Raw genomic sequence first — 22,982 nt, 5'->3', positions numbered from 1 at the left:
CCCCATGGAGTCGCTGATCCCCGGCTCGCTCGACGATCTCCTCCGCGGCGCTCGCACCTCCGGGCGCTCGCCGAGCCGGCCCCTCGCCTCACCGCCGAAGGGCGGGGATGGCCTCGCCGACCTGCCCACCGTCGAGGCGGTGCTGGACGCGATAGCGGAAGGCCGGGTGCATCCCGAGAAGGTGTTCTTCATCGACGCGACGTCGGAGTACGTGGACGCCAAACGCTTCCTCCGGGCGGAGCCCGACGCTGCGCTCGACGGCGCGGGGGTGCGGCGCTTCTTCGAGGTGGAGGGGGGTAGCCTGCTCCTCGCGGGGGTGCAGGACTGCTTCCCGGCCGTCGGTGCGCTCACAAGCGCCCTGTCCGGAGCGCTCTTGGCCCAGGCCAACACGAACCTTTACCTCACGCCGGGCGGGGCGCAGACCTTCCCCCGCCACTGGGATACCCACGACGTGGTGGTGCTCCAGCTCGAGGGGCGCAAGCGGTGGACCATCTACGAGCCCCTCCTCGAGGCGCCGCTGCACCGCCACCACGCCTGCCGCACCGCCGAGCTCCGCGAGATGTCCCCGCGCTGGGGCGAGATCGAAATGCAGCCGGGTGGAGCGCTGTACATCCCCCGCGGCTATCTCCATGAGGCGACCGCTGTCGAGGGCCCCTCGCTCCACATTTCCACCGGGATCCACCGGATCACCTGGCACCGCCTCGTCGAGGTGATGGTGGCTGACGCGCTGCGGGAGTGCGCCGAGGACCTGACCTTCCGGGGAGACTGCCCCGCAGGGGGGGCGCACCTTGCTGCAACCGTCCGAGAGGGGATCGCGCCCCGCGTCGAGGCGCTGGTGAAGCGGCTCCGCGAGATCGATGCAGCGGAGGTGCTCCAGTCCCTCACCGAGCCGGCCGACGGGGAAGAGAGCTAGGGGCCAGCCCCGGGCCCGCTCGCGCGAGGCGCTTCTTCTTGCGGACAGATGCGGATTCTCGGTAACTTGTGAGGGCCACCTCTCCTGCGGCCGCTGCACCGCCGCGCACTGCTCATAGCCCATTGCTCCAAGGAGACCTCGGATGTCTACGACGCCCCGATCCAAGAAGGTGAACGTCCCGAAGCCCGCCGCCAGCGCCCACGTTTGCCGACATGATCCGACGCCCATCACGCGGAAGATCAGCATCCCGAAGCCCGCCGCCAGCGCCCACGTTTGCCGGCACGACCCGACGCCGAGCAAGAAGACCAAAATTTAGCCGTAGTGCTGGAGGTGCGTCGCCATTCCCTCCGGCCGCTGGGTGACACGACACGCCCCGGAGGGGACGACCGCCTGCAAGGACTCCCCCTGCATACCTCGCGATTTCGCCCATCCCGACCCATGTCGTCGCACGGCGACGGGCGAGCCGGATCCACGGATTCTCGGGCAGACGTCGTGGACCCGAGGAACGTCTCATCGCCCGCGGCAGCGGCCTCCTCACGGGAGTGATCCGATGGCTGTTCACATCGGCATGAGCTACCATCCGGAGCTTCACGACCTGCTGTGGCGAGCCAGGGAGGAGGGGCTCGTCGACTTCCTGGAAATACAGCCGGAGCGATACATCTACAGTCATTTCGAGAGGGGCCAGATGAAGCGGCTACTCTCCGATTTCGGCACTCCGTACTGCTTTCATTTCGCCTGCAACTCGCTGGGCAGCGCCGACTATCGCCTCGATCGCAACGCGCGGCAGCGTCGCGACATCGTCAATCGGTTGGCCCCGCGCTGGTGCTCGGATCACATGACGTCCTGCCGCATCGGCGATTTCGACCTCGAGAAGAACCTGCCGCTGCTGCGGACCGACGAGACGCTGCAGATCCTCGTGGAGAACATAAAGCTCTTTCAGGAGGGTCTCGCTGCGCCGTTCCTGCTCGAGAACATCGCCACGATGTGGGAGCTGAAGCGATCGACGATCGCCCACGACGACTTCTTTGCCCGGGCCGTCGAGATGGCCGACTGCGGCATCCTGCTCGACCTCCACAACCTGTACGCCGACCAGCTCAACCACGGGCTGGACCCGAGGGCGTTCATCGATCGCATGCCGGCGCATCGTATAAGGCAGCTCCACCTCGCCGGAGGCTCCTCGCACGATGGTTACTATTATGATGGCCACGATCACGAGGTCCCCCAGGTCGTCTTCGAGCTGCTGGAATACCTTCTGGCACGGGTGACCCCGGAGGCCGTGATCCTGGAGCGTGAGGCGCGCTTCAAGGACCTCCCCAGGGTGTGGGATGACCTCGTCCGGATTCGACGGATGTGCCAGCGATGAGCCGCACGAGCGTCGCCCGCTGGCAGGAGCGCTACCTGAGGAGCCTCGTCCAGGGCGGGCCTGTCGAGGGAGCCGCGCTCGGCGACGAGCTATCCCGGTACAGCGAGTCGTGCCTGGCGAGCATCGCCGCGTCGTTCAGGGCTTCGATACAGCGCTCGGTCAAGAGCCATTACCCGGTGTTCTGCAGGCTCACGGCGAGGAGGCGGCGGCTCTGGGACTGCCTCTATTCTCAAGTCAGCATGGATACCGATCGAGGAGCCATGATCAAGAAGATCTTCGGCGTCCTGTATTCATGGGCGGAGCGCCTGGACGGCGCATGTCTGTACAAAGACCTCCTGAGGGTGGAGCGGGCGGTCGCCCTCGCGCAGTTTCATCAGGCGCGGCCCCGGATCACGGGGCGCCTCAAGGTAGACACCTCCCGCTTCGGGATCCATGACAGCGGCCACCTCTATTGCATGAAGCTCGCCTCGAACGTCATGGACCTGTATCCAGCCATCGATCGCATCAGCGTCCTTCAGGGCAGAGGAGAATCCATCTACGCGATCTACTACTCCCGCGACAGGCAGAGCGTGATGACGCATCGGCTCTCGAAGCAAGCCGCCGAGGATCCCAGCAATCTGCTGAGAGGTGAGCTGAGCTGAGGCGGACGCCCGGCACGCCTGCGCCTGCAGCGAGGAGATCTGCGCGATGAAGATCTGCATCATCAGCAAGTTCCCACCCATTCAAGGGGGCGTCAGCACCCGGACCTACTGGATGGCGTATGCGCTCGCCAAGCGCGGCAATCAGGTCTGGGTCGTCACGAACGCCGACGAAGCAGAGGCAGATTACCGGATGGTCATGACCCCATCCGACAAGCGGCGGCTGCACATCCGCTTCGCGAACGGCGGCTCCGTCCGCTGCGTCTCGTCGGAGCGCCCTGCGTACGACCTCTACGTCCCCTGGGCGAACCCGTACGTGACCAAGCTGGCCTCCATGGCGACGGACATCGTCAGGGAGCACGCCTGCGATCTGATCTACGCCTACTACCTGGAACCGTACGGGATGGCTGCATCTCTCGCGGCGCAATGGACGGGGGTCCCCTGCGTCCTGGCGCACGCGGGGAGCGACATATCGGTCCTGATGACGAGGCCGTGGCTGAGGACCTCCTATGCCGAGATCCTGAAGCGGGCGCACAGGGTCGTGACGGCGAAGCACTTCGATGACCTCTTCGTGGGGCTCGGAGTGAAGAAGAGGCGGCTCTACCACCTCGGCTCCGACTCCCTCCCCACGCACTGCTTCCGCCCCGGCGCGCCGAGGCTCGACGTGAACGAGCGCCTGGCGGAGGCGCTCGCCGGCAACGACTGGCTCCATGCGTGCTTCCGCGAATCCGCCCCGAAGACGTTCGATCCCCGTGTCCCCACGCTCGGGATGTACGGCAAGATCGATCATGCGAAGGGCATGTTCGACTTCATCCGGGCGCTGGGGATGGTGAAGCGCCGGGGCGTCGACGTCCAGGCGATCATGATGTGCGGCGGCGCCGAGAAAAGCTGCCGCGAGCTCGCCGCGTTCATCCGCGAAAACCGGGTGGAGGAGAACGTCTGGCTGCTCCCGTTCATGCCGAACTGGGTGATCCCGAGCCTCATCAACGCCACCACGGCGACGTGCTTCCTGGAGCGAGATTTCTTCATCGACTACCACACGCCGGGCGTACCGAGAGAGGTGCTCGCGTGCGGCAGCTGCCTCGTCCTGTCGGGTGATATCCACAAGAAACGAGGTTACAAGGAGGGCCTCGTGGACGGAGAGAACTGCCTCCTCGTGCCGGATCCGAGGGACCACGAAGCCCTGGCCAGCAAGCTCGAATGGGTCGCGCGCAACCCCAGGGAGGCGGAGGAGCTCGGCCGTCGTGGCCTCCTCCTCTCGCGCATGTGGGAGGATTTCGACGAGTACATGGAGGATCTACATACCATGTTCCATGGATTCGTCGGCGCATAGGGCTCCACGGCGCTCCCTCTCCCCTCCCGGATGCTGGCCTCTGTTCCCTGAGACATCGCGGGCGATGAAGATACAAGAAACGACGGTCAACGGACGCAAGGTCATCCTCGTGGATCACCTCTTCCGCAAGAAGAAGATCGAGCAGGTCTACCGGACCCTCTCGGAGTCCTACGTCTACTACCGAGGGCAGCTCAGCTCGAGCGCGGATCATTTCCCGAAGATGGTGGCGCACTTCGTGGACCTCGAGGCGTTCCAGTCGCTCTTCTTCTACGAGGACGTCTTCGGCCTCATGAAGCAGTGCTGCGCGGACGTGCCCCACCACCTCTACAAGGCGTACGTCAACCAGACGTCCTACGGCGACGTCAACTACCCGCACGTCGACTGCAAGCCGCGTCGCCGAGACGTGACGGTGCTCTACTACGCCAACCCGCGCTGGGACCGCGAATGGGGGGGAGAGACGATGCTCTACGACGACTCGGGGGCCTTCAACCTGGCTGTCTTGCCGGCCCCTGGGCGCGTCTTGATCTTCCCGGGCGCGACATGGCACTGCGCGGGCATTCCGAGCAGGGTGTGCCCCGTGTCGCGGTTCACGCTGGCCATGAAGTATACGCCGTCCGCGAAGGACGCCCGGGAGTATCGCTCGAGCAGGCCGCGGGACGCGTGATCGAGGCGCTATGTTCAGGAAGAGAGCGGCGATTCGCGGAACGGGAAGCACGAATTCAATCGATGGGGGGTCGCCATGAGGATCAAGACGCACCTGGTGTCGATGCCGTGGGCCGATGTCTATGTTCCCTCGGTCCAGCTCGGCGCGCTGAAGGCGCACCTCGATGTCGCGTTCCCCGGCCGTTTCACGACCAACACATACTCTGCATTCTGCTCGGTGTTCCTCGACGCCGGCGAGTCGGACCTGTACTCCGAGCTCTCGGAGTTCAGGGAGTTCCCGTACTTCCTCCTCGCGCTGGAGCGGTTCATCAGGCCGCGCGGGTCCGTCGAGGGGGCCCCCTCCCTCGACGAGCTGCTCTCGATCGTGAACGCTCCGAAGCGCGGTCGCGTCAAGCTCACGAAGCGCTCGCTGACCCGCCTGAGGAGCGCGACGCACAGGTACATCGACGCCGCGCTGGGGCCGGAGCTCATCCGGAACGGCGTGAACCTGGTCGGCTTCACGCTCAATTACAACCAGGTCTATTCGTCCATTTACTGCGCCCTCTACCTGGGCCAGAGGTACCCGGATCACAGGTGCGTCTTCGTGTTCGGCGGGGCGAGCGCGGCGGCGACCAGCGTCGCCGGCGTGCTGAAGCGGCTAGGTATCCGCGGGTTTGGCGTCCTCGGAGAGGGGGAGAAGAAGCTGGAGCTGCTCGCGGGCGCCTACCTGCGCACCCCCCTGAGCGAGATGGAGCGTCTCCACGACAGCATCCCCGGCGAGGTGCAGGGGATCTATGACATCCAGACCAACCAGATGGATCTCTTCAGGAGAGATCCGGCGAACTTCGCTTCGCAGCTCGCATCCATCCGGGACCTCGGCGTCCCGGATCTGGAGGAGTACTTCGGGGCCATCAGGAGGGTGTTCCGGGGCGCGGAGGCGATCCGACCGTTCAGCAAGAACGTGATGCTTCCCGTCGAGGGGAGCCGGGGATGCTTCGCCAAGTGCGATTTTTGCGGCATCAACGTCAACTGGGAGGGCTTCAGAAAGCGGCTCGCGGCGGACATCGTCAAGGATGTGCTGGCTATGATCAAGCGCTACGGGGTGCGACGTATCCTGTTCATGGACAACGTCTGCGACACGTGGGCGGAGGGCTATGCCGATGAGCTGATACGGCTCAACATCCAGATTCCGGCGACGATGGAGCTCCGGGCGCACCACCCTCAAAGATTCTGGACAAAGCTGGTCCTGGCCGGGGTCGACGCTGCTCAGGTCGGGATCGAGTCCCTGTCCTCGTCCCTGATCCGACGAATGAACAAGGGGACCAAGGCGCGGCAGAACATCCTCGTTCAAAAGTGGCTGAAGGAGCTGGGCATCCGCTCGCTCTCGAACCTGATCATCGGGCACCCCCGCTCGACGATGGATGATATCGCCGAGACACAGCGGATCATCGAGGAGACGCCTCACCTGGGGAGCTACAGCCTGTCGGATTATACGTTGTCTTATGGAAGCCCTCTCTTCAACCAGCTCGGTCCTGATGAGATGGCGCGGCTCAGGCCCGATACCTATCTGGAAGGACTGGAGGGCGTCGAGCGATTCCTCGTGCCATACTACGGCTACTCCGCGCCCGAGGGATGGTTTGAGCCCGGCGTGATGGAAGGCTGGCGTAGCTTTGCTGGGTGGTACGAGGAGCACGTCCAGTGGAAGCGTGGGATCCCGGCCATGGAAGTCCACAGGGTGAGCCCGGGCGAGCTGCTCATCAGGGACGAGCGCTCCGGGGATCTCGTCGAGACGGTTCTCGATGGGGAGCTGGCGCGCATCTATGATCTGTGCCACGCCGGCATGGAGCCAGGGCGAGCGGCAGCGGCCGCCGGGCTCCAGCAGGAAAAGGTCCTGCGGCTGCTCGGTGAGCTCGTCGAGCGGCGCCTCGCGCTCGAGGTGGAAGGCCACTTCATCTCCCTGGCGCTGAGACCCAGGGATGAATTGCTCCGAAATCACTACGTGGCATCGGCAAGCCGGGAGACGGAGGCGATGAGGCCCACGGAGGCGAATCCGCAGGCGAGACGACTCTCGATGATATGATAGCAGCGGAATCCTCGTGCCGGTGGCGCCGGCGCCCCGCGGGGGCGATGCGCCACGCACGAACCGCCCGGCGGGCCTGTCAGTCGGTCTCGGGGCGCACCGACGCGGAGATGATGCCGTCCGTCTCTGCGGGCGAGCCGTCGAGGGCTCGACGATCCGCTATCACATGGTGCCGGAGAGCTTCCTCATCATCGAGAAGACCGACTACAGCAGCGGCGACCACTCCGCCCACTTCCGCTTCGAGACGCTGGGGCCGCTGGTAATCGTCGCCGCGCGCGGGTCGACGATCGGCACCCGCGAGACGGAGGCGCTCCTCGTGATGGACAGGCCCGCGAACTACCGCGATGATCGCTTCATCTACCTCTCCGCCCCCCCGGGCATGCACGCCGAGGCTGGTGCCCTTGCCTGACCCATGGTATCGGTACCTGCGCAGCGCTCCGTCATTGTGTGTCTCATCGAGCTGGCGCTGTGCGAAAGGTCGTAGATGCGAAGAATTCACATCGCTCTGGGCGTGCGTTCACTGACGGACTCCATCGCGGATTACACGCAGCGCCTGGCGATCCAGCCGCACGTGATCGTGCCGGACCAGTACGCGCTCTGGCGCACCGACACGGTGAACTTCTCCATTCGTCAGATCCCCGCCGGCGAAGCTCCGGCGTTGCGTCATCTGGGCTGGGAGGACGACGCCGCCAGCGCCTTCTCCGACACGCGGGATTGCAATGGGATTGTCTGGGAGGAGTTCGGTCCCGAGCAGCAGTTGCAAGAGATCCTCGGGCTCTGGCCTGATGCCCAGATCAAGCGCTGACGCCGAGATGGCAACGAATCTGCCGGAAGGACCTCGACGGCTGGCGTCCCGAAGGACCCGCCTCGGCGGCCTGCGCAGCGGATCGGTCGCCGCGGGGACCGGGGGGTGGACTCGGCCGACGCTCGCGGACGCCCGTGAACCGGTCCATTTGCCTGGGCTCAGGTGATCGGGACACCTGCGGTCCAGCCCCCTCTCGGGGCATGGCGCTCCGGGAGGGGGGTCAGCCGGGAGCCCCCTTCTTCTTCGCTTCCACGGCCTTCTCGATCTCATCCTCGATCAGACGCTCCATCCTGTCCTCGAAAGCGCGGCCAAAAATGTACGGCACGGCCACGGGGAAGCCCGTCGCTCCGGGCTCTCCGTCGCACCAGGTGACGGGAAGCCCAGCCTTCCTGAGAGACTGAGACCCAGCACGCACAGCAGCCGTCTCATGCGCTCCCCCGAGGAGCACGTGGAGCCCGGCCCCTGGCCACGTCAAGGACGACCTTGCCGGGTCGCTTTCCATACGATTTGTATTTGAATCGACAATTGGATATACTGTAATGCTTGCCAAGTGAACATTTGATATCATACTTCCTGACGTTAGATGGCTTGTGTCCGCCGGCGCATGATGCGCTACCGTCCTGCGCCGCAAGGCGCTCGGGGAAGCGGCGTAGCCGCAAGAGCATCCCGGGCCAGACCAACGCCCGGAGGGCGACGTGTGCCCGCGGCACGCCGATGCGCCCCATTTCGCGCTCTGCGCCGCGCTCGCCCTGCTCTTTCGACCCATAGACGAGGCGTCGCGACGCGCGCGGTCCCGCCACTTCGGTTCGCCGCGCCACACTTCCTTGCGAAGCGATCCGGCTTCCTTTACCTATGCGCTATCGCTGCGCGGCGCAGGTTGCGATCGCCTCGCCGCCAGGACAGCCTCCTTCACCGGGGCGCTCAAGGCTGGATAGCGCTCACGGCGAGCTCAAGCGCCGAGCTCGGGAAGCAGGACCCTATCTTTCTACCATCAGCGCAATTCCCTGGCCAAAAAGTCGATCGATGCGTGATTTTTGTAGCAAAGCTGCTTGGACGCTCGCCGTGTTGGGACATACTGGTCCCCTCGATGGCTTGGCCGCATCCGGGGGCAATTGCCTGCCCGCTCGGGTCGCGCTGAGGAAAGGAGACTTATGTCACGATGGTTGAAGCTCTCGTTGCTCGCCCTTGGTGCCAGTGCTCTCTTGGCCGCGTGCGGGGATGACGGTGAGTCGTCCGCTGGCTCCGGCAGCGGCGCGAGCACGTCGGCCGCGAGCGGCTCGGGCGGCGGCGACGCTTCGACGAGCACCTCTGCGTCCGGAAGCGGCGGCGGCGACGGCGGGAGCGGCGGCGGCGATGGCGGGAGCGGCGGCGGCGATGGCGGGAGCGGCGGCGGCGATGGCGGGAGTGGCGGCGGCGAGTCCCTGCGGGCCGAGGCGGAGCTCCAGGGGTTGAACTCGAGCGGTCTGACCGGGACTGCGACGTTCACGCAGGCCGGAGAGGAGGTGACGCTCACCATCACGGTGTCCGGCTGCCCTGCCGGCGAGCACTCCGCTCACATCCACCAGAACAAGAGTTGCGAGAACAACGGTGACGCTGCGGGCGCCCACTGGATCCCCAACGGCGAAGGGCTCGGCAGCTTCAAGTGCGATGAGGCTGGCCAGGGCACGCATATGGTCAAGCGCGGGACCGATATTTGGACCGTCGGTGGCGACGAGGCCACCGACGTGACGAAGTACGCGATCGTGGTGCACGCCGCGGCAGACCCGCAAGCCGGCGGCCGCATCGCCTGCGGGCTCATCGAGCTGGAGTAACCCTCCGCGCAGCGCTTCCGTCCGGGCCTCCAGGGGCGCATCCCCCTCCGACCGGCTCGCTCTTTCTGGGCCCGGCCGGCGCGCGGCGTGCGTGCGACAAGCCGCCGGCGACGCTCGGAGTCTCTACTTCGGAGGCATCCCCGTGATCTCCTGACGGCGGAGGGTGACGGTGCGCTCGACGACGTCCGATGCGGAGAGCAGACGCAAGCGGGGCGGCTACTAGACGGAATCTAGAAAGTTAGCTCTGTATTCTGGCTAAATAAAAGCTCCGCTCAGAATTGATTCTCTAGGATCCAGGTGATCGAAAGCCACATCGAGAGAATCGACTCTGGGAACCAGATTGATCTACCCAGGATTCAGAAAAAACGCTCAGGAATCCAGCTAAACGCTCCACCCGGGCGCTGTCGGATCGATGATCCGCGGACTCACGGCACCGGATCCGGCCATGCCGCGCTGGAGGACGAGGGCTCAGCGCTTCAGCTCAGGGCGCCGCCGCTCCCTGCTCGGCCGGCGCAGCCTGCGGCGCGGGGGCGGGCGGCTGCGCGGCGGCGCCGTCCTGCGCCGGCGCATCCATGGCGCAGCGGAAGCCGATCCACGCGTGCGCCGTCACGGGCGCCGCGGCGGTGCGGTACGTGGCGGAGAGCTTCTCGGGGCCGTCCAGGAAGCTCCCGCCGCGCACGACCTTCAGCGGAAAGGACGGGTCGCCCTGCGGGTTCTCGCCGCCGGGCGGCGGGAAGACGAGGCCGTCCGAGACCCACTCGGAGACGTTGCCGGCGAGATCGTAGACGCCCTCCGGGGTGCGATCGCTCGGGTGGGCGCCGGACGCGCAGGTCGAGACGTCGGCGCCGCGCGCGAGGCAGCCCTCGTTGCGATCGTAGCAAGCGCGCTCGCAGGCCGGCGCCTCGTCGCCCCAGACGAAGGCCCGGCCGGCCGCGCCGCGCGCGGCGACCTCCCACTCCGCCTCGGTGGGCAGCCGCCGGCCGCGGAAGCGGCAGTAGCTCTCGGCCTGGGAGTAGTCGACGCAGTTGATCGGGTGCCCGGTCGCGTTGCGGGGCTCGTTGCAGCGCCGCGTCCAGAGCTCGACCTCCCGCTGCTCCTCGGGCGTCGTCGGCGCCTGCGCGCCGGGCAGGAGCTCGGGCGTCAGCGAGACGTGATCGGCCGTGGAGCACATGCGCTGCTGCATGCAGGCCCGGTAGGCGCGGACGGTGACCTCGTTGCGATCGATGTAGAACCCGCGGGTGAGCGTCACCTGGCGCGCCTCGCCCGCGGCGCCGATCGTGGTCGAGATGGGCCCGATGAAGACCATGTCCGCCGGCGGCGCCGCAGGCGCGGCGGGCTCGGCGGAAGGCGTCGCGGCCGAGGCGCTCGCCGTCGGCGCGGCGCTGGCGGGCGCCGGCACGCCCGCCGCGGCCGGCGCGGTACGCCCGGCGGACGATGCCGCGGTGGTGCGCGCGGCCGGCGCCTTCGCCGGCTTCTTGTCGGGCGCCCGCGTCAGGACATACGCCGTCGCGCCGGCGCCCCCGAGCACGAGCGCCGCGACGAACCAGGGAAGCGCCGCGCGCGCGGTGCTGCGACGGCGCGGTGGCGCGGCGTGCGGCGGCGGCGTGGCGTGCGGCGGCCCGCCCGCCGCGGCCTGGGGGGGCGGGGCCGCGCCGGGGTGCGGGGCCGCGCCGGGGTGCGGGGCCGCGCCGGCCGCAGGGGGTCTGGCCGGCGCGACCGTCTCGATCATGGAGTCCTCGACCTGCGCGGTCCTGGAGCCCCCCGTCGCCAGCGCGCCGCCCCCGTCTCTCGCCCGAGGCGCCGCGCCGCCCGTCGCGCCGGCGGCCTGCGGCTCGCTCGCGCCGGCGGCCTGCGGCCCGCGTGCGCCGTGGCTCACCTTGACGACGGCAGGCCGCGCCGGGGCGGGCGCGTGCGCGTCGGCGAGCATCGTCGGCTCGCTCGGCCCGACGGCCACGCCGAGCCCCTGCGCTGCCGCGTACTCCGCGGTCGACTGCCCCGCCGCGTGCTCCGGGGAGGAACCGCCCCGACCCGCGAAGGACCCCGCGCGCTCACCGTGCGCCGCGGCCGAGAGCGCGTCCCAGAACTCGCCTGCGCTCGTGAAGCGGTGCTTGGGCTCGATCGCGAGCGCCTTGTCGAGCACGCGCTCGATCGCCTCGGGCGCGTCAGGGAGCCCGCGCGCGCGCAGCGTCGGGCGCACCGCAGGGTCGGCCGAGGCGACGTAGAGCTGCGTGGGGTCGTCCCCCTCGAGCGCGCGCCTGCCGCTCACGAGCTCGACGAAGATGAGCCCGAGCGCGAACACGTCGGTCCACGGGCCCGTCGCGCCGCGGGCCTTGTTGAACTGCTCGGGCGCGCCGTAGCGCGGCGTGAAGGCGCTCGGCCCCTGCCGGGTCGCGGCGAGCGCCTCGGTGAACGTCGGATGATCGGACAGCACCTTGGCGATGCCGAAATCGAGCACCTTCAGCGTCCGCGCCCCGCCGACCTGGGTGAGGAACAGGTTCGCCGGCTTCACGTCCCGGTGCGCGACCTTGTGCGCGTGCGCGACGGCGAGCGCGCGCGCGGCCGGCGTGAGCAGCTGGATCGCCTCGGCGATCGACATGCCGGCCTCGCCCCGCTCGCGGCGCTCCCGGAGGTATTGCCCGAGCGTCTGGCCCTCGAGCCACTCCAGCACCAGGTAGGGCACCCACACGCCGGCCTGGGTGGTGAACGCGCCGACGTCGAGCGCCTGCACGATGCCCGAGGTGGCCCGCGACAGCCGGTGCAGGATCCGCCCCTCGCCCCGCAGCGTCTCGAGCAGCGCGTCCCGCTCCGCGGCGTCGAGCGAGGCCGGCAGCTTCAGGCACTTGATCGCGATGAGCTCGCCGAAGCCCTCGTGCATCCCCCGGTAGACGACGCCGAACCCGCCGTCGCCGATGACGGCGGCGACGCGGTACTTCCCCTCGATGGTCTGCCCCGAGAGGCCAAACGGATCGTCGGACGGCTCCGCCATGCCCCGCTCCTAGCGCGTCGCCGTGCCCAGGCAAAGGGGCTTCCGCGCCGCCCGTCTCCGCCGGCGCGCGCACGCGCTCGCGCGGCTTGTGTCTGCATGCATGGGCTTGCATCTGCTCGCATCTGCTTGCATTCGCTTGCATCCGCTCGCTCAGCCTGCGTCCGGCTTGCGCCCCCCGGCGTCCGGGGTGCGTCCGGCTTGCATCCGGCGGCCCGCGGCCCCATGCCGACGCTCATGAAGACGCCGCGAGCGCTCGTGATCCTTGCCGAGGGAGCCGAGGAGATGGAAACGACGATCATCGTCGATGTCCTGCGCCGCGCCGAGGTCGAGGTCGTCCTCGCCGGGCTCGATGGCCCGGGCCCGGTGCGCTGCAGCCGAGGCGTGCGCCTCGTGCCGGACGCCGATCTCTCGGCGGTGACGGGCGACTTCGACGTGGTGGTCCTCCCGGGCGGCAAGGGCGGGGCCGACCGGCTGGCCAGCTCGCCGGCGGTCGGGGAGCGCCTTCATGCGCAGGCGCAGGCGGGCCGGGTCGTCGCGGCGATCTGCGCCGCGCCGATCGCGCTGGCGGCGCACGGGCTCTTCCAGGGCCGCAGGATGGCGTGCCACCCGTCCGTGAACGACGTGGTGTCGGCGCACGGCCAGCTCCTCGCGAGCCCGGTCGTCGAGGACGGGCTGCTCGTCACGAGCCAGGGGCCGGGCACCGCGATGGCGTTCGCGCTCGCGCTCGTCGCGCGGCTCCGGGGCGAGGAGATCGCCGCGAAGGTGCGCGCGCCGATGATGCTGACGGTCTGAGCGAGATCGGCGCTCGGCCGGCCGAAGTTCTGCTAGGCAATCGGACGTCAGATTTGCTTTCCGCATCCACGGAGGTCGAGATGAAGCTTATTTCCAAGAGCGCAATTGTCACCGGGGCTGGTCAGGGGATCGGCCTCGAGATCGCGAGAGATCTCATGAGCCGGGGCAGCAACGTGCTGCTCTTCGGCCGGACGGCGGCGAAGGTCGAGGCGGCGGCCGAGGAGCTGAACCGCGCGGCCGACGGCCCGGCGCGCGCGCTGCCCTTCCTGGGCGACGCGTCCCGCGCAGAAGACGTGTCGCGCGCCGTCGAGGCGGCGACGTCGGCGTTCGGATTGCCGGGGATCCTCGTGAACAACGCGGGGATCGCCACGCTCGCGCTCCTGACGGACCTGCCGGAGGAGGATTTCGACCGCGTCATCGACATCAACCTGAAGGGCCCCTTCCTCTTCATGAAGGCGGTCGCCCGCGGCCTCATCGCCGCGAAGCAGCCTGGCGCGTTCGTCAACATCAGCTCCATCAACCAGGTCCTGGCGACCGACGGCCTGTCGCATTACTGCGCCTCCAAGGCGGCCCTCGCGCAGCTCACCAAGGGGGCCGCGTCCGAGCTCGGGCGCCACGGCATCCGGGTGAACGTCGTGGCGCCGGGGCTCATCCGGACCCCGCTCGTCGACGACTTCGGGCTCACGACGGGGCTCAGCGCCCAGAGGTTCCTCGAGCGCACGCCGCTCGGGCGGATCGGGGAGACGACCGACGTGGCGCCCGTGGTCTCGTTCCTGTGCAGCGAGGAGTCGCGCTGGATCACCGGCGATACGGTGTTCGTCGACGGCGGGAACAACCTCCGCGGCCTGCACAGCTACTGGGACACGATGAACGCCAGCCTCTGAGGGCCGCGCGCCTCCGAGGGGGCTCCGCCGGACCGGCACCGTCGAGATCTCCGGCGTCGTAGCGCCTTGCATCGACCCGGAGCCCCGGGGCGCCGCCGAGGGGGTGTAGCTCGGCGTCGAGTCCGGACGCTTCAAGCGCCGTGATGGGCGGGGGCCTGCGCCCGTCCGGCGACCCACAGCCGCCCTTCCCCTTCGTTTGCGGGATCACCGTCGCGCGCGGAAGGCGCGTATACTCTGCCGCGTGCTGCCGCTGCTCGCTCTGACCGTCATCGTCGTGCTGTGCCTTGGCTACCGCTTCTACGGGAGGATCGTGGCGCGCAACTACGCGCTCGACGACGGCGCCGTGACGCCCGCCGTGAAGGTGAACGACGGCGAGGACTACGTCCCCACGAAGCCGTTCTACCTCTTCGGGCAGCACTTCAGCGCCATCGCCGCCGCCGGGCCGATCGCGGGCCCCATCCTCGCCGGCCAGGCGTTCGGGTGGCTCCCGTGCATCCTCTGGATCGCGATCGGCGTCGTGTTCATCGGCGCGGTGCACGACTTCTCGGCGCTCATCGCGAGCGTCCGCCACGAGGCCGAGAGCGTCGCCGAGATCGCGAAGCGGCACATCGGCCGGCGCGCCTGGCTGTCGATGATGATCTTCATCTGGCTCGCGCTCGCCTACGTGATCGTCGCCTTCACGGACATCACGGCGAGCACCTTCGTCGGCAAGACCGAGGAGTTCGAGGGCGGCACGTTCCAGTTCAACCCCGGCGGCGCCGTCGCCGCGGCGAGCGCCGCCTACCTCGGCCTCTCCATCGTGATGGGCGTGGTGGAGAAGTACCTCAAGCCGCCGCTCTGGCTCACCACGCTCATCTTCGTGCCCGCGACGCTCGGCGTCGTCTGGCTCGGCACCAAGATCTCGACCGCGTTCGTCCTGCCGCTCGACAACCCGCAGCGCGCGTTCGGCCTCATCATCCTCGTCTACTGCCTCATCGCCTCGCTCCTGCCGGTCTGGCTGCTCCTCCAGCCGCGCGGCTACCTGGGCGGGTTCGTCCTCTACATCGCGCTCGCGGTCGGCGTGATCGGGATCTTCTTTGGAAACCTCCGTTACCCGGGGGAGTTCGAGCTGCGGCAGCCCGCGTTCACCACGTTCAACGCCGGCGGCGCGACCGGCATGCTCTTCCCGTTCCTGTTCGTCACCATCGCCTGCGGCGCCTGCTCCGGCTTCCACGGGCTCGTCTGCTCGGGGACGACGTCGAAGCAGATCTCGAAGGAGACGCACACCCACCCGGTGGGCTACGGCGCGATGCTGGCCGAGGCGTTCGTCGCGCTGATCGCGCTCGCGACGCTCGTCATCGTGGCGCAGGGGACGAAGCTGCCCGGGCCGGGCAAGATCTACGGCGACGGGATCGGCAGGTTCCTCACCGTCATCATCGGCAAGGATCACTTCCTGTTCGCCGCGACGTTCGGCGCCATGGCGTTCTCCACGTTCGTGTTCGACACGCTCGACGTCTCGACGCGCCTCAGCCGCTACATCCTCCAGGAGCTCTTCAACTGGAAGGGGCGCGCGGCGTCCGCGGCCGCGACAGCGATCTCGCTGGCGCCGCCCACGCTGTTCATCATGACCGCGCGCCCGCCCGCGCCCGGCGTGCGGCCCGCGTACCTCGACTTCTGGACGCTGTTCGGCACGAGCAACCAGCTGCTCGCGGCGCTGACGCTCCTCGCGGTCACCGTCTGGCTGCACCGTGAGAAGCGGCGCATCTGGTACACGGCGATCCCGATGGTGTTCGTCATGACGATCACGGTGTGGGCGCTCATCCTCCAGGTGCGGACCGCGTTCGCCGCCGTGGCAACCGAGGGGTTCGCGCTGAACGCGACGACGATGAACGGCGTCGTGGGGCTCGCGCTGATCGGGCTCGCTGTGTCGCTGATGGTCGAGTCGGTGAAGGCGCTGAAGAACGGCCCGGCCGCCGAGCCGGCGCCCGGACCAGGAGCGCTGACGCGGTAGCGATCACCCGGCCGCGGCGCGCTCCCGGAGGCGCGCCTCGGCCAGCCGCTCGGCGGCGAGCTGCGGCGACACGCCGTCGCTCGCCGCCATCTCGAGGACCCTGAGGACCGTGTCGTAGATCGCCTGGACGCGCCGGTGGACCTCGGCGCGGGTCCAGCCGAAGAGATCCGCGCCGCCGCTCAGCACACCGCCTGCGTTGGCCACGACATCGGGGACGTAGAGGACGCCGCGCGCGGCGAGCGCGTCGCCGTGGCGCGGCTCGAGGAGCTGGTTGTTGGCCGCGCCCGCGACGATCTCGGCCCGCAGCGCCTGCACGGCGCGGTCGTCGAGGACGCCGCCGAGCGCGCACGGGGCGAAGATGTCGGCCTGGACCGAGGCGATCGCGTCCGGCGGCACGACGGTGGCGCCGAGCTCGGCGGCGACGTGGCGGGCGCGATCCGGGTCGACGTCCGCGACGAGCAGCCGCGCGCCCAGCCGGTGGAGCTCCGCCGCGAGCCGGCCGCCGACGCTGCCGCAGCCCTGGAGCGCGACGGTCCTGCCGGCGAGCTCGTCGCTGCCCCACCGGTGGCGGGCCCCGGCCTGGATCGCGCGGAGCACGCCCCGCGCGGTCCACGGCGACGGGTCGCCGCCCTCGCCGGCGAGGCCCTTCACGTGGCGCGTCTCGCGCCGGATGAGCTCCATGTCCGCGGGGGTAGTGCCCACGTCCTCGCCGGTGATGAACCTGCCGCCGAGGCGCTCGATGAAGCGCCCGTGCGCGCGGAACAGCCGCTCCCGGTCGAGCGGCTCCGCGCCGCTGCGGAGGACGACCGCCTTGCCGCCGCCGACGTCCATCCCGGCGAGCGCGTTCTTGTAGGTCATGCCGCGCGACAGGCGCAGCGCGTCCACCAGCGCGTCCTCGTCGCTCGCGTACCCGAGGAGCCGCGTCCCGCCGAGCGCCGGGCCCAGCGCGGTGCTGTGGATCGCGATGATCGCGCGGTAGCCCGCGGGCTCGTCCGCGCAGAGCAGCACCTGCTCGTGCCCCATGGCGGCAAGGGTGTCGAACACGCTCTTCATGCCGCGCCGAGCGTACCATTCCGCGGCAACCCCAGGGCCGGCGCGCTCCGTGGACGTCCCGCGCGTCCCGCGCCGCAGCGGCCTGTCGAGCCGGGGCGGTCCGAGGACGGCGGGAGACCCGTCCGCCCACAGGTCCGAAAAGCGGGCGGGACCCGTCCGCCCTCACAGGTCCGAAAAGCGCCAGAGCCGCGCCGGCACCCGCGCTACGACGCCTGCATGCGCATCGACGAGGACGCGTGCTACCGCGCGCTCGAGACCCGCGACCGTCGCTTCGACGGTCGCTTCTTCACGGGCGTGCGCTCGACAGGCATCTACTGCCGCCCCATCTGCCCCGCGCGCACGCCGAGGCGGGAGCGCTGCGTGTTCTTCCCCTCGGCGGCCGCCGCGCAGGAGGCCGGCTACCGCCCGTGCCTGCGCTGCCGCCCCGAAGCCTCGCCCGGGACGCCCGCGTGGCTGGGCACGTCGGCCCTCGTCTCGCGGGCGCTCCGGCTCATCGCGGAGGGCGCGCTCGACGACGCGGACGCCCCGGCGCTCGCGGCGCGGCTCGGCGTGGGCGAGCGCCACCTGAGGCGGCTCTTCCTGCGGCACGTGGGCGCCTCCCCGCTCGCGGTGGCGCAGACGCGGCGCCTGCTCTTCGCCAAGAAGCTCCTCGACGAGACAGCGCTCTCCATCACCGAGGTGGCGCTCTCGTCGGGGTTCTCGAGCGTCCGCCGCTTCAACGACGCGATCCGCGCCGCCTACGAGCGCTCGCCGCGCGAGCTGCGAAAGGCCGTGTCGAAGCGGGGCGGGGGAGGGGCGGGCGGCGCGCCGGACATCGCGCTCCGCCTCCCGTTCCGGCCGCCGCTCGACTGGGGCGCGCTCGCGGGCTTCCTCGGGGCGCGCGCGATCCCCGGCGTCGAGTCGGCGGAGCCCGGCGCGTACCGCCGCACGGTGCGCGTCGCCGGCGGGCACGGCGTCGTCGAGGTGCGCCCGGAGGCCGGCGAGCCGTACCTCCTCGCGCGGCTGCGGCTGCCCGGCACCGAGGGGCTCATCCACTGCGCGGAGCGGCTGCGGCGGCTCTTCGACCTCGGCGCCGATCCCGACGCGATCGCCTCGCACCTCGGGGCCGATCCGCGGCTCGCCCCGCGGGTCCTGGCGATGCCGGGCGTGCGCGTGCCGGGCGCGTGGGACGGCTTCGAGCTCGCGGTGCGGGCGATCCTGGGCCAGCAGGTGAGCGTCCGCGCCGCGACGCAGCTCGCGGGCCGCCTTGTCGAGCGGCACGGCGAGCCGCTCGCGGTCCGCGGCGGCCTGCCCGAGGGCGCCGAGGGGCTGCGCTTCGTCTTCCCGGCGCCCGAGGCGCTCGCCGCGGCCGATCTGACGGACCTCGGCCTGCCGCGCGCCCGCGCCGCGACGATCACGGCGCTCGCGGCGCGCGTGGCCTCCGGCGAGGTCGCGCTCGACGCCTCGCGCGGCCTGGAGGAGACGGTGCGCGCGCTCTGCGCGGTCCCGGGCGTCGGCGCGTGGACAGCGCACTACATCGCGATGCGCGCGCTGCGCGAGCCGGACGCGTTTCCGGCGACGGATCTCGGCCTGCGGCGCGCGCTCGGCGGCATCTCCGGCGCGGATCTCGCGGCGATGGCCGAGGCGTGGCGGCCGTGGCGCGCCTACGCCGCGGTGCTGTTGTGGACGGCGGACGCGCAGGGCGCGCGGCCCGCAGAGAGGGAGGTATCGGATGGATCTCTCGCTGGATGAGGTGGAGTCGCCGATGGGGGTCATGCTCTTGGCCGCCGGGGGCGGCGCGATTCACGCGCTGGATTTCGCGGACTGCGCGCCGCGCCTCCGCCGCTTGCTGGAGGCGCGGTATGGCGCGGTCGCGCTCCACAGCGCCGCGGATCCCTGCGGCTTCTCCGGCCGGTTGAGGGCCTATCTGGGCGGCGACCTCGGCGCGCTCACGGACGTCCCCTTCGAGCCTGGCGGCACCGTCTTCCAGCGCCGCGTCTGGGCGGAGGTCCGGCGCATCTCTCCTGGGTCGACGCGGAGTTACGGCGAGATCGCCGTGTCTCTCGGCCAGCCGTCGGCGTCCCGCGCGGTCGGCCTGGCGAACGGCCGGAATCCCGTCTGTCTGGTGATCCCATGCCACCGGGTCATCGGGGCCGGCGGAGAGCTCACGGGCTATGCCGGCGGCCTGGAGAGGAAGCGGTGGCTGCTCGCGCACGAAGGCGCCCGCTTCTTCGCTCCGAGCAGCGCCGCGATCGTCGGATAGTCGCTTCCCTGGGCTGGCGAGGCGATGGTAAGCGCGCGGCTGCCGTGCGGCGTCCGTCCACGCAGGCGGACAGCCAGACGTCTGGTAAAGGTCAAGGTGCCACTCAACTTGACCAATGGTCGGACACAAGCTGTCCTAGCTGACCCGAGTCTCTGACGGCGAGTAATCGCGAAATCAGCTAGAATTAGGGCCTACCACGCAAAAGCGCCATGTCCGGCTGGACCCCGAACATGGCGCCAGAGCACCGAGCGGTAGGCCCGCCCGTCGCCCGCAACGTCGAGCATGGGCCATGCCGCTGAGAAAGGCAAGGCCCGGCCATGTCTCTGCTGTCGGCGGAGGCGCGCGCTCGCGTCGTCTCTCAGCTCGTCGAAGGCTGCTCCATCGCCTCTACGTGCAGGCTCACCGGAGTCAGCAAGCCGACCGTACTCGCTCTGCTGCTCCGCGTCGGAGCCGGGTGCGAACGGCTGCACAATCGCATCGTCCGTGGCGTCACATGCCATGTCGCACAATGTGATGAAATCTGGAGCTACGTCCAGAAGAAGCAATCGCGGGTGACGGCCTCCGATCCTGCCGAGTTCGGCGACGCGTACACGTTCATTGGCATGGCGAGCGCGTCGAAGCTCATTATCAGCTACCGCGTCGGGAAGCGGGACGAGGAGAACACCACCGCCTTCATCAAGGATCTGCGGGCTCGACTGACCACCATCCCACAGCTCTACACCGACGGGTGGCAGCCGTACATCGCCGCGGTCGGTTCGTCGTTCACTGGCGGCGTCGACTACTGCCAGGTCGTCAAGCGCTACAACCGGAAGGCGCGGCGCGACGATGACCACCGGTACGAGCCGCCGCGCGACCCCTTCATCACCAAAACACCAGTCTTCGGCATACCAGATGTAGAGCATGCCAGCACGAGCCACATCGAACGGCAGAACTGGACCATCCGGATGCACATCCGCCGGTTCACGCGACTGTGCAACGGGTTCTCGCGGAAGCTGGCGAACCACCGGGCAGCGGTCGCGCTCCACGTCGCCTGGTACAACCTATGCCGAATTCACGAGTCGATCCGCTGCACGCCGGCCATGGAGGCGGGCATCGAGCGGCACGTCTGGTCGATCCCGGAGCTCGTCGAGGCTGCCCTGGCGGAACCCGAGACCGAGCCGCCGACCCCGCAGCCGCTCAAGCTCCGGACGCCGCCCACTGGGACGCCCACCGCGCCGGCCAGGGCCTTGCCGAACGGACGCGGGTTCCTCCGGCTGGTCGGCTCCGCGCCGGCTGCGCCTGCGCCCGCTCCGGAACCGCCGCCGTCACGGCCGCCGCCTGCGCCGGGGCCGCGCAAGATGGTGCAGCTCAACTTGTTCCCGCCTGACCCGCATCACTAGATGCGGCGCCTCCTGCGGCAGGTGCCGATCCTGCCCCCGCGTCCGCAGTGCGCGCCCCAGATGCAGGAGTCGCGACGCTTGTAGAGATACCAGCGATACTCAATACTCGTACTGCCAGCGTAAATGCTCTGTTCACTTTAGCCAGAGACATTGGATGGTTGGCAGCCATGTAGCGAGATGTTACCGATAGGCCGTACAGTTCGCGATAGTCAGAATCTACGGCACGAAGCTTCGGATGGACGAAAATCTTCTGGCCGCGTTCTTTGTGCTTGAACGTCATCGGCGCATGCGAGCTAGGGAAAAGAACATGTGAAACAGCGTGCACGGCCGCATAGAACAGCATGGTCACACGCCACTCTGGCGTGCATGCGCCCGCAGACTGCTCAAAGTTTTTCTTTGCCAAATACTCATGAGACAAGCTCACGGGAATACCTTGATCCAGAGTTCCGCGGGGCGCCCTTCTCCTTCGACGAATGCACCATCAATATACGGCTCACCATGAGGTGCATAAATGCTTTGCAGCTCCGACGCCAGGGCTGCTCCGGCCTCGCTAAGCTCTTCAGTCCATTCTGGACCAGTAATAACGAAGCTGGTCCCGTCTTGGCTCACATATGCCGCTGTGACACCTGTTATTCGTGGTGCTCGGGCCCTGATTGACGCCGCGATCAGCTCATGAAGCCGATTGGGGGCGCTAAGTACCATGTCCCGAACTGCGCTCCTAGCAGCAATTAGTGCTTCTGTGGCGACACGCTCGGCACTAGACGCGACCGATTCGGCCCTCGTGATGCGCTCGTGCATGCCTTTCGATGCGCGTAGCTCGTTGTCCAACAGGGTCAAGAATTGCGCGTGGAGCGCGCGATCGTGCGAGTGCGACCTGCCAGGCTCCCAGGACTGCTTACCGCTAGAGATCCATGTGTCCGCATCGTCCTGCGAATGATCAACGATTTTCCTTATCTTATTTAGAATATCTTCCTCAGGTACTGAACGCATTGCCTATTCCCCTCCTCCCAAATGTCACCATCGACCAATGCGTCTTTTGATATGTACGAAATCCATGCTCTTGTGATTTTTGGCTCGGTGGACGACCAGCGAAAACTCCTGATATCCCCAGGACCCTTGGCCTTATACTCTACACCGCAGCTCTCCATTGAGCATGTACCATCGACAACCAGCCTGGGCGCAGGACCCACATCAGCTCGACGCCAATTCTCTAGCCGCAGCTCGGCATCAACAAGGGCTAGGCCACCATTTGTAATTGGCTTCACGAGGGCAAATAGCCACTCCGTCACCTTTCCGGCGTCCCTTCGCGCTATCATCTCCTTAGGTGGTCGGCTTTGGGGCTTCGACTGGAGACCAATATGAAGGAAAAATTCTGGGGACTTGCCCGCTTCTTCGGACTTGTCGATATGAAACCACGCATAATAAGGAGCATCGCTGTTGCTCGGAAGCAGAGAACTTTCGACGATAGTCGTCGAGCTAGTTCCTCGCTTCTTTTTCCAGCCAGAGAGCTCCTGCGCAATCTTCTGAACTATCTCTGTGCTCGCCTTCGTCTCATCAATAAGCAGCATGAACTGCAGATTTCGAAGAACTGCGCTCTCATGATCACTGGTCTCCACGTGGATCTCTCAGATGGGCGTGTTGCTCACAGGAAGCCATGGATGTAGACTACAAGGACAAGGCGGAAGTGCGTCCATAGTAGGGCAACATGGGGCATGTTGCAATTCCTGGAACGTCTATGTCTACTGGAATTCCACTTTGGGCGCAACTGACGCAGCGCTGGCGATGTGAGACATTGTGCTACATGTCCCGCTTTTGGAGCGGGCCATTTCTGCGCCGTTGCATTATGCCAAGGATGTTGGATGCCGTGCTCAACGAGCGCGTACGCGATGCTCCTGTCCGGCGGATAGGTGCAACCTACTCGCCGCTCACCAACTGAGCCTGTATGGCGATCTCGCCCAGCGCCTCGCCGAGCGTGCGCCTACTCGTGCCGGACGAAGAGCTGGTCGATGACGTCGAGCGCCTGGATGGCGCCGAGTGCCTGCTGGGCCGCTGCGCGCTGGTCCTTGGTTCG

The 22,982-nt window shown here is 68.3% G+C and carries 20 protein-coding genes; 16 read left to right on the top strand and 4 right to left on the bottom strand.

Translation table 11 applies throughout. From position 1 onward, the window contains the following. The first annotated feature begins 4 nt into the window (after window positions 1-4). From WMF29_RS33395 to WMF29_RS33350, 10 genes are all read left to right on the top strand, one after another. Window positions 5-913 carry a JmjC domain-containing protein gene (locus WMF29_RS33395; RefSeq protein WP_437324162.1) on the top strand — a complete coding sequence of 303 codons (909 nt, stop codon included), beginning with the start codon at window positions 5-7 and terminating at the stop codon, window positions 911-913. Between the two features lie 142 nt (window positions 914-1,055). Continuing rightward, entirely contained in the window at window positions 1,056-1,229 is a 174-nt protein-coding gene (locus WMF29_RS33390; protein WP_272095172.1) for a hypothetical protein, read from the top strand. Between the two features lie 234 nt (window positions 1,230-1,463). Continuing rightward, on the top strand, window positions 1,464-2,276 hold the full coding sequence (locus WMF29_RS33385) for a multinuclear nonheme iron-dependent oxidase (protein WP_437324161.1): 813 nt from the start codon (window positions 1,464-1,466) through the stop codon (window positions 2,274-2,276). Next, window positions 2,273-2,917, top strand: a complete 645-nt coding sequence (locus tag WMF29_RS33380) for a hypothetical protein (RefSeq protein ID WP_437324160.1) — start codon at window positions 2,273-2,275, stop codon at window positions 2,915-2,917. The genes WMF29_RS33385 and WMF29_RS33380 overlap by 4 nt, the downstream gene beginning before the upstream one ends. A gap of 46 nt (window positions 2,918-2,963) precedes the next feature. Further along, window positions 2,964-4,247: a glycosyltransferase gene (locus tag WMF29_RS33375; RefSeq protein WP_437324159.1), complete on the top strand. Its 1,284-nt coding sequence runs from the start codon at window positions 2,964-2,966 to the stop codon at window positions 4,245-4,247. A gap of 64 nt (window positions 4,248-4,311) precedes the next feature. Beyond that, window positions 4,312-4,911, top strand: coding sequence for a 2OG-Fe(II) oxygenase (locus tag WMF29_RS33370; RefSeq protein WP_437324158.1), 600 nt, complete (start codon window positions 4,312-4,314; stop codon window positions 4,909-4,911). Between the two features lie 75 nt (window positions 4,912-4,986). Beyond that, a complete protein-coding gene (locus tag WMF29_RS33365) occupies window positions 4,987-6,969 on the top strand; it encodes a radical SAM protein (protein WP_437324157.1) in 1,983 nt (660 codons plus the stop codon). A gap of 166 nt (window positions 6,970-7,135) precedes the next feature. Continuing rightward, entirely contained in the window at window positions 7,136-7,378 is a 243-nt protein-coding gene (locus WMF29_RS33360) for a hypothetical protein (protein WP_437324156.1), read from the top strand. Between the two features lie 75 nt (window positions 7,379-7,453). Beyond that, window positions 7,454-7,774, top strand: a complete 321-nt coding sequence (locus WMF29_RS33355; RefSeq protein WP_437324155.1) for a hypothetical protein — start codon at window positions 7,454-7,456, stop codon at window positions 7,772-7,774. A gap of 1,151 nt (window positions 7,775-8,925) precedes the next feature. After that, the gene (locus WMF29_RS33350; RefSeq protein WP_437324154.1) at window positions 8,926-9,585 is read left to right on the top strand and encodes a superoxide dismutase family protein; all 660 of its coding nucleotides are present in this window, start codon (window positions 8,926-8,928) and stop codon (window positions 9,583-9,585) included. Between the two features lie 481 nt (window positions 9,586-10,066). Here WMF29_RS33350 and WMF29_RS33345 read toward each other — a convergent pair whose 3' ends face one another. After that, on the bottom strand, window positions 10,067-12,571 hold the full coding sequence (locus WMF29_RS33345) for an SUMF1/EgtB/PvdO family nonheme iron enzyme (protein WP_437324153.1): 2,505 nt from the start codon (window positions 12,569-12,571) through the stop codon (window positions 10,067-10,069). A gap of 234 nt (window positions 12,572-12,805) precedes the next feature. Between WMF29_RS33345 and WMF29_RS33340 the strand changes: the two genes are divergently transcribed. From WMF29_RS33340 to WMF29_RS33330, 3 genes are all read left to right on the top strand, one after another. Next, a complete protein-coding gene (locus tag WMF29_RS33340) occupies window positions 12,806-13,363 on the top strand; it encodes a DJ-1 family glyoxalase III (protein ID WP_437324152.1) in 558 nt (185 codons plus the stop codon). A gap of 80 nt (window positions 13,364-13,443) precedes the next feature. Then, window positions 13,444-14,247 (top strand): SDR family NAD(P)-dependent oxidoreductase, encoded by an 804-nt coding sequence (locus WMF29_RS33335; protein WP_437324151.1) that lies wholly within the window; start codon window positions 13,444-13,446, stop codon window positions 14,245-14,247. 241 nt (window positions 14,248-14,488) lie between these two features. After that, on the top strand, window positions 14,489-16,237 hold the full coding sequence (locus WMF29_RS33330; RefSeq protein ID WP_272095153.1) for a carbon starvation CstA family protein: 1,749 nt from the start codon (window positions 14,489-14,491) through the stop codon (window positions 16,235-16,237). A 3-nt stretch (window positions 16,238-16,240) separates the two neighbouring features. Here WMF29_RS33330 and WMF29_RS33325 read toward each other — a convergent pair whose 3' ends face one another. Continuing rightward, window positions 16,241-17,290, bottom strand: a complete 1,050-nt coding sequence (locus WMF29_RS33325; protein ID WP_437324150.1) for a Leu/Phe/Val dehydrogenase — start codon at window positions 17,288-17,290, stop codon at window positions 16,241-16,243. A gap of 216 nt (window positions 17,291-17,506) precedes the next feature. On the opposite strand from WMF29_RS33325, the gene WMF29_RS33320 reads away from it, so the two are divergent. The 3 genes from WMF29_RS33320 to WMF29_RS33310 all read left to right on the top strand — a co-directional run bounded on the left by WMF29_RS33320 (window position 17,507) and on the right by WMF29_RS33310 (window position 20,911). Then, entirely contained in the window at window positions 17,507-19,021 is a 1,515-nt protein-coding gene (locus WMF29_RS33320; RefSeq protein ID WP_437324149.1) for an AlkA N-terminal domain-containing protein, read from the top strand. After that, window positions 19,002-19,532 (top strand): methylated-DNA--[protein]-cysteine S-methyltransferase, encoded by a 531-nt coding sequence (locus WMF29_RS33315; protein WP_437324148.1) that lies wholly within the window; start codon window positions 19,002-19,004, stop codon window positions 19,530-19,532. Before WMF29_RS33320 ends, WMF29_RS33315 begins: the two co-directional genes overlap by 20 nt. A 317-nt stretch (window positions 19,533-19,849) precedes the next feature. Then, entirely contained in the window at window positions 19,850-20,911 is a 1,062-nt protein-coding gene (locus WMF29_RS33310; RefSeq protein ID WP_437324147.1) for an IS1 family transposase, read from the top strand. Here WMF29_RS33310 and WMF29_RS33305 read toward each other — a convergent pair. After that, a complete protein-coding gene (locus WMF29_RS33305; protein WP_437324146.1) occupies window positions 20,880-21,335 on the bottom strand; it encodes a hypothetical protein in 456 nt (151 codons plus the stop codon). The two genes, WMF29_RS33310 and WMF29_RS33305, sit on opposite strands and share 32 nt — an antisense overlap. A gap of 535 nt (window positions 21,336-21,870) precedes the next feature. Next, on the bottom strand, window positions 21,871-22,527 hold the full coding sequence (locus WMF29_RS33300; protein ID WP_437324145.1) for a hypothetical protein: 657 nt from the start codon (window positions 22,525-22,527) through the stop codon (window positions 21,871-21,873). Window positions 22,528-22,982: the final 455 nt, after the last annotated feature.

The sequence above is a fragment of the Sorangium sp. So ce381 genome, assembly GCF_051473845.1.
Classification (GTDB): Bacteria; Myxococcota_A; Polyangia; order Polyangiales; family Polyangiaceae; genus Sorangium; species Sorangium atrum.
Note: the sequence above shows the minus strand (reverse complement) of the source record. Positions and strands in the feature narration are given on the sequence as shown.

What these genes read in the sequence shown, in the direction of transcription:
- WMF29_RS33395 (WP_437324162.1), top strand. Translation starts at nt 5, where the DNA reads ATGGAGTCGCTGATCCCCGGCTCGCTCGACGATCTCCTCCGCGGCGCT.
- WMF29_RS33390 (WP_272095172.1), top strand. Translation starts at nt 1,056, where the DNA reads ATGTCTACGACGCCCCGATCCAAGAAGGTGAACGTCCCGAAGCCCGCC.
- WMF29_RS33385 (WP_437324161.1), top strand. Translation starts at nt 1,464, where the DNA reads ATGGCTGTTCACATCGGCATGAGCTACCATCCGGAGCTTCACGACCTG.
- WMF29_RS33380 (WP_437324160.1), top strand. Translation starts at nt 2,273, where the DNA reads ATGAGCCGCACGAGCGTCGCCCGCTGGCAGGAGCGCTACCTGAGGAGC.
- WMF29_RS33375 (WP_437324159.1), top strand. Translation starts at nt 2,964, where the DNA reads ATGAAGATCTGCATCATCAGCAAGTTCCCACCCATTCAAGGGGGCGTC.
- WMF29_RS33370 (WP_437324158.1), top strand. Translation starts at nt 4,312, where the DNA reads ATGAAGATACAAGAAACGACGGTCAACGGACGCAAGGTCATCCTCGTG.
- WMF29_RS33365 (WP_437324157.1), top strand. Translation starts at nt 4,987, where the DNA reads ATGAGGATCAAGACGCACCTGGTGTCGATGCCGTGGGCCGATGTCTAT.
- WMF29_RS33360 (WP_437324156.1), top strand. Translation starts at nt 7,136, where the DNA reads ATGGTGCCGGAGAGCTTCCTCATCATCGAGAAGACCGACTACAGCAGC.
- WMF29_RS33355 (WP_437324155.1), top strand. Translation starts at nt 7,454, where the DNA reads ATGCGAAGAATTCACATCGCTCTGGGCGTGCGTTCACTGACGGACTCC.
- WMF29_RS33350 (WP_437324154.1), top strand. Translation starts at nt 8,926, where the DNA reads ATGTCACGATGGTTGAAGCTCTCGTTGCTCGCCCTTGGTGCCAGTGCT.
- WMF29_RS33345 (WP_437324153.1), bottom strand. Translation starts at nt 12,571, where the DNA reads ATGGCGGAGCCGTCCGACGATCCGTTTGGCCTCTCGGGGCAGACCATC.
- WMF29_RS33340 (WP_437324152.1), top strand. Translation starts at nt 12,806, where the DNA reads ATGAAGACGCCGCGAGCGCTCGTGATCCTTGCCGAGGGAGCCGAGGAG.
- WMF29_RS33335 (WP_437324151.1), top strand. Translation starts at nt 13,444, where the DNA reads ATGAAGCTTATTTCCAAGAGCGCAATTGTCACCGGGGCTGGTCAGGGG.
- WMF29_RS33325 (WP_437324150.1), bottom strand. Translation starts at nt 17,290, where the DNA reads ATGAAGAGCGTGTTCGACACCCTTGCCGCCATGGGGCACGAGCAGGTG.
- WMF29_RS33320 (WP_437324149.1), top strand. Translation starts at nt 17,507, where the DNA reads ATGCGCATCGACGAGGACGCGTGCTACCGCGCGCTCGAGACCCGCGAC.
- WMF29_RS33315 (WP_437324148.1), top strand. Translation starts at nt 19,002, where the DNA reads ATGGATCTCTCGCTGGATGAGGTGGAGTCGCCGATGGGGGTCATGCTC.
- WMF29_RS33310 (WP_437324147.1), top strand. Translation starts at nt 19,850, where the DNA reads ATGTCTCTGCTGTCGGCGGAGGCGCGCGCTCGCGTCGTCTCTCAGCTC.